6 protein-coding genes are annotated in these 5,843 nt (G+C 69.1%); all 6 read right to left on the bottom strand.

The features are described 5' to 3' along the window. A partial coding sequence (locus tag ACWCYY_RS40490) for an ATP-binding cassette domain-containing protein (RefSeq protein ID WP_449798940.1) occupies positions 1–605 on the bottom strand: 605 nt, incomplete at its 3' end. Beyond that, positions 592–1,647, bottom strand: a complete 1,056-nt coding sequence (locus ACWCYY_RS40495) for an ABC transporter ATP-binding protein (RefSeq protein WP_345282166.1) — start codon at positions 1,645–1,647, stop codon at positions 592–594. The genes ACWCYY_RS40495 and ACWCYY_RS40490, both read right to left, overlap by 14 nt. A 19-nt stretch (positions 1,648–1,666) precedes the next feature. After that, on the bottom strand, positions 1,667–2,674 hold the full coding sequence (locus ACWCYY_RS40500; RefSeq protein WP_345282164.1) for an ABC transporter permease: 1,008 nt from the start codon (positions 2,672–2,674) through the stop codon (positions 1,667–1,669). Then, complete coding sequence (locus tag ACWCYY_RS40505) at positions 2,667–3,593, bottom strand: ABC transporter permease (RefSeq protein WP_345282162.1); 927 nt, start codon at positions 3,591–3,593, stop codon at positions 2,667–2,669. The genes ACWCYY_RS40500 and ACWCYY_RS40505 overlap by 8 nt, the downstream gene beginning before the upstream one ends. Positions 3,594–3,675: 82 nt before the next feature. After that, positions 3,676–5,295, bottom strand: a complete 1,620-nt coding sequence (locus tag ACWCYY_RS40510; protein WP_345282160.1) for a peptide ABC transporter substrate-binding protein — start codon at positions 5,293–5,295, stop codon at positions 3,676–3,678. A 179-nt stretch (positions 5,296–5,474) separates the two neighbouring features. Continuing rightward, positions 5,475–5,843, bottom strand: a 369-nt coding sequence (locus tag ACWCYY_RS40515) for an oligopeptide/dipeptide ABC transporter ATP-binding protein (RefSeq protein ID WP_449798941.1), incomplete at its 5' end; no start/stop codon positions are given.

Below are 5,843 nucleotides of genomic sequence, written 5' to 3' on the forward strand. Positions count from 1 at the left end.
TCCGGCTTGAGCGCCAACCCCCGGGCGATCCCGATCCGCTGCCGCTGCCCGCCGGAGAACTGGTGCGGGTACCGGTTGATGTACTCCGGGTTCAGGCCCACCACGTCCAGCAGGTCCTGCACCGCCTTGCGGCGGTCCCCCTTCGGCGCCACCTCGGGGTGGATCTCGAAGGGCTCGCCGATGATGTCGCCCACCGTCATGCGGGGGTTGAGCGAGGTGTACGGGTCCTGGAAGACCATCTGGATGTTGCGCCGCACCGCCTTCAGCGCGGACCCGCTCAGCCGGGAGATCTCCTCCCCCTTGTAGCGGACCGAGCCCGAGGTGGCCGGCTCCAGGTTCATCAGCACCTTGGCCAGGGTGGACTTGCCGCAGCCCGACTCGCCGACGATGCCCAGCGTCTCGCCCTGCATCAGGTCGAAGGAGACCCCGTCCACGGCCTTGACCGCGCCGACCTGCTTCTTGAAGAGGATGCCCTTGGTCAGCGGGAAGTGCTTGACCAGGTCCCGCACTTCGAGGATCGGCTCGCCCCGGGGCACCTCCTGCTCGAAGGCCACCTCCTCCGGGAGGGCCGCGCCGAGCGCGCTCGCGCCGTTAGGAGGCGTCATCGAGGGTCTCCTTCCAGAAGAAGCAGGCACTGCGCCGGCCCGGCAGCTCGGCCCCGTCCGGCCCGGTCACCTGGTAGAGCGGCGGGACGTCCTGGCGGCAGACCTCCTGGGCCCGCGGGCAGCGCGGGTTGAAGGCGCAGCCCGGCGGGATGCGGAGCAGGTTGGGCGGCAGGCCCTTGATCGCGTAGAGCTCGTGGCCCTTCTGGTCGAGCCGGGGGATGGAGTCCAGCAGGCCCCGGGTGTACGGGTGGGCCGGCCGGGCGTAGAGCTCGTGCACCGGGGCGGTCTCGACGATCCGGCCGGCGTACATGACCGCGATCTTGTCCGCGACGTCGGCGACCACGCCGAGGTCGTGGGTGATCAGGATCAGGCCCATGTGGTACTCGGCCTGCAGCTCCGCCAGCAGGTCCATCACCTGGGCCTGCACCGTCACGTCGAGCGCGGTGGTGGGCTCGTCGGCGATGATCAGGTCCGGCTCCAGGGCCAGCGCCATGGCGATCATGATGCGCTGGCGCATGCCGCCGGAGAACTGGTGCGGGTAGTCGCCGACCCGGTCCTTGGCGGCCGGGATGCGCACCCGGTCCATCAGCTCGATGGCCTTGAGCTTGGCGGCCTTGCCGGACATGCCCCGGTGGGCGCGGTACATCTCGCCGAGCTGGTGCCCGACGGTGAGCACCGGGTTGAGCGAGGAGAGCGCGTCCTGGAAGATCATCGCGATCTTCTGGCCGCGGATCTGCCGCCGGGCCTCCCGGTCCATCTTCAGCATGTCCTGGCCGCGGAAGCGGATCTCGCCCTGCGGGATCCGGGCCGGCGGCATGTCGAGGATGCCCATGATCGCCTGCGCGGTGACGGACTTCCCGGAGCCGGACTCGCCCAGCACCGCCAGGGTCTCGCCCGCGCTGACGCTGTAGTTCACCCCGTTGACGGCCTTGGCCACCCCGTCCCGGGTCTTGAACTCCACATGCAGGTCCCGGACTTCGAGCAGCGGGCCCTCGTACGGGGCTTCCCGGGCGGGCTTCTTGGTGTCGACTGCGGTGGTCATCGCCTTCGTTCCGCCTCTCTCAGCGCAGCTTCGGGTCGAGGGCGTCGCGGACCGCGTCGCCCATCATGATGAAGGCCAGCACCGTGAGGCTGAGCGCGGCGGCCGGGAAGAACAGCGCGAACGGCGCGGTCCGGATCACCCGCTGGGCCGAGGAGATGTCCACGCCCCAGGAGATGGTCGGGTCCTGGAGGCCGATGCCGAGGAAGCTCAGCGTGGCCTCGGCGGTGATGTAGCCGCCGAGCGCGATGGTGGCCACCACGATCACCGGGGCGATCGCGTTCGGCAGGATGTGACGGACCATCAGCCGCGGGGTCCCGGCGCCGAGCGCCTTGCCGGCCACCACGTAGTCGGCCTGCTTGACCGTCAGCACCGAGCCGCGCATCACGCGGGCCAGCTGGGTCCAGCCGAGCACCGCCAGGGCGATCACCACGGACCAGACGGTGCGGGTGGTGAAGGCGTTCAGCAGCACCAGGGCGCCGAGCAGCAGCGGGATGCCGAAGAAGATGTCGATGATCCGGGAGATCACCGCGTCCACCCAGCCGCCGAAGTACCCGGCCACCATGCCGGTCACCCCGCCGAGCAGGGTGACGGCGAGGGTGACGCAGACGCCGACGATGATCGAGGCGCGGGCGCCGTAGATCACCCGGGCGTAGATCGAGCGGCCCTGACCGTCGTAGCCGAACCAGCCGGCGCCGAACACGTCGGCCCAGTCCGGCTTGCGCAGGTAGTTCTGGGCCAGGTTCGCCTGTCGCGGGTCGGTGCTGGTGAACAGGCTGGGCCAGACCGCCATCAGCACCAGCAGCACGATCAGCAGGGCCGAGATGATGAAGATCGGCCGCCGCCGCAGGTCCCGCCAGGCGTCGCCCCAGAGGCTGCGGGCCTCCTCCCGCTTGGCCGGATCGGGCTGGTTCAGGGTGTCCTGCGCCACCGCCAGCCCCTGCTGGCCGACGTAGTCCAGGTGGTCGCTGTCGGTCGGCGGGATGCGCCGCAGCGGGTCGTGCTCGTCGGGGAGGTCGTTGCTAGGCATAGCGGATCCTCGGGTCCAGGATGGCGTAGAGCAGGTCCACCACGAGGCTGGCCACCAGGTAGACGATCACCAGCACGGTGACGATGCCGACGACGGTCGGGCCCTCCTTGGTCCGGATCGCCTTGTAGAGGATGTTGCCGACGCCCGCGATGTTGAAGATGCCCTCGGTGACGATCGCGCCGCCCATCAGGGCGCCCAGGTCGGTGCCCAGGAAGGTGACCACCGGGATCAGCGAGTTGCGCAGCAGGTGGCGCCCGATGATGGTCCGCCGGGGCAGGCCCTTGGCCACCGCGGTGCGCATGTAGTCGGCCCGCAGGTTCTCGCCGATCGAGGTCCGGGTGAGCCGGGCCACGTAGGCCAGCGAGAGCGAGGCCAGCACCAGCCCCGGCAGGATCAGTTGGAGGATGTCGGTGGAGTCCTGGACGGTGGCGGTGACCCAGCCGAGGTCGATCGCGAAGATGGTCTGCGCGATGTAGCCGAGCACGAAGACCGGGATCGAGATGACGATCAGGGTCAGGATGAGCACCGCCGTGTCGGCGAAGGAGCCGCGCTTGAGGCCGGCCAGCAGGCCGAGCGGCAGACCGATCACGATCTCGAAGAAGAAGGCGACCAGGGCCAGCCGGATGGTCACCGGGAAGGCGTCGGCCATGATCTCGGAGACCGGGCGGCCGGTGAAGCTGGTGCCGAAGTCCAGCTGGAAGACGTTGCCCATGTAGATCAGGTACTGCTTCCACCAGGGCTCGTCGAGGTGGTACTGGTGCCGCAGGTTGGCCACGGTCGCCGGGTCGGCCGCCTTGTCGCCGAACATCGCCGCGATCGGGTCGCCGGGCAGGGTGTACACCATGATGAAGATCAGGAACGTGGCACCGAAGAAGACCGGGATCATCTGGAGCACGCGCCGGATGACGTAGTGGCCCATCGAACCTCCTTCCGAGGGGGTGACTTGGTGCCCGGGCCCCGCCCTCCCCGAGGAGGGAGGGCGGGGCCGGCGGGGGTGGGTGTCAGCCCTTGACCTCGACCTGGGTCCAGGCCGGGTTGCCGAAGGAGTCGAACTTCACGTTCTGCACCTTGGTGGAGTAGCCGGAGTTGGTCCGGTAGTACCAGAGCGGGATCGCCGGCATGTCCTGGGCGAGCACCGCCTCGGCCTTCTGGTAGTCCGAGGCCGAGTCCTGGATCGAGGCGGCCTGGTCGGCCTGGTTCGCCAGCTGGTCGAACTGGGGGCTGCTGTAGCCGAAGTCGTTCGAGGCGGCGCCGGTCTTGTAGACGTCGGACAGGAAGTTCGCGTTCAGCGGGTAGTCCTGCACCCAGCCGGTGCGGAAGGCGCCGTTGATGGTGTGTCCGGTGATGGCCGCGCGGGCGGTCTTGAAGTCGGTCTTCGGGTCGCCGACGCAGTCCACCCCGGTGGACTGGCGGATGGAGTTGCAGACCGCGTCCACCCACTCCTTGTGCCCGCCGTCGGCGTTGTAGGTGATGGTCAGCTTGTTGCCGGGGACGCCGCCGCCCTCGGTGATCAGCTGCTTGGCCTTGGCGGCGTCGAAGGTGCAGGAGTCGCCGCAGGTACCGGACTTGAAGCCCTCGACGCCCTCGGCCACCCAGGAGTTGGCCGGCTTGCGGGAGCTCTGGAGCACCGTCTTGGTGATGGTGTCGCGGTCGATCGCCATCGACAGGCCCTGCCGCACCTTGGCCTTGTTCGCTCCGGCCCAGTCGGCCTGGTAGAGCGTGAAGCCGATGTTCTGGATGGCGCCCTGCGGGGCGTCGATCGCCCGGTCGCCGAGGTCGTTCTTGTAGTTGGCCAGCGCCGACGGCGGCACCTGGTCCATCACGTCGAGGTTGTTGGACTGCAGGTCCGCGTAGGCGGCCTCGGCGGTGGTGTACATCTTGAACACCACGCCGCCGTTCTTCGGCTTGTCCACGCCCTGGTAGTTCGCGAAGGCCTTGGTGGTGATCTGCGCGTTGTGGTCCCAGCTGACGAACTCGTACGGGCCGTTGCCCACCGGCTTCTGGCCGTACCCGGACGGGTCCTTGAAGAAGCCGTCCGGCAGCGGGGAGAAGGCGATGTAGCCCAGCTTGTACGGGAAGTAGGAGACCTTGCCGCTGAGCTTGATGGTGAAGTGGGTGTCGTCCACCACCGTGAGGCCCGACATGGTGGTCTTGGTGCCCGCGCCCTTGGCCGGGTGGACGTCCGCGTAGCCCTCGATGTCGGAGAACCAGGAGCTGTTGATCTGGTTGTTCGCCGTGGTGGCGGCCCAGTTCCAGGCGTCCACGAAGTTCTTCGCCTTGACCGGCGTGCCGTCGTGGAAGGTCCAGCCGGTCTTCAGGGTGACGTTGAAGGTCTGCGAGTCACTGGTGTCGATCTTGTCGGCCACCTGCATCCGCAGCTTGCCGTCCGAGGGGTCGTAGTCCGCCAGCCCCTTGAACAGGTTCTGCGTGATGCGGCCGCCGCCGACCTCGTTGGCGTTCGCCGGCTGGAGCGGGTTCTGCGGCTCGCTGCTCTGGTAGCTGAAGGTCTTGCTGGCGTCGGAGGAGCCTCCTCCCCCGCCGCTGCTACCGCATCCGGTGGCCACCAGGGCCACGGATGTCGCACCGACTACGGCCCAGCGGACTCTGGTGGCTGCGGGCATCGAGCTTCCTCCTCAGGGGTCTGTGACGCATCACACCCCATTCGAAGGGCACCGGCCGCACGGCGCGACCGTGGTACGGCCGGATGGGTGCCCGCCGCTACGCCGACGGCCCCACAGCGGGGAGCTGTGGGGCCGTCAGACTGAGCGGGCGTCAGATCGCGCCGTGGTTCACCCGTGGCTCACGCCGCGGTGAGCTCGCGCTCGGCGGCGAAGTGGCAGGCCGACTCGTGTGCCGCCGGGCCGTCCAGGGACGGCACCGCCAGCAGCGGGAGCTCGGTGGAGCAGCGCTCCTCCGCCTTCCAGCAGCGGGTGCGGAAGCGGCAGCCGGACGGCGGGTTGGCCGGCGAGGGGATGTCGCCCTGGAGCACGATCCGGTCCCGGTTGGCGCGGGCCGTCGGGTCCGGCACCGGCACCGCGGAGAGCAGTGCCTGGGTGTACGGGTGGGTGGCGTGGTCGTAGATCTCCAGGTCGCTGCCGATCTCGACCATCTTGCCGAGGTACATCACGCCGACCCGGTCGGAGATGTGACGGACGATCGAGAGGTCGTG

It is taken from the genome of Kitasatospora sp. NPDC001664 (assembly GCF_053596675.1).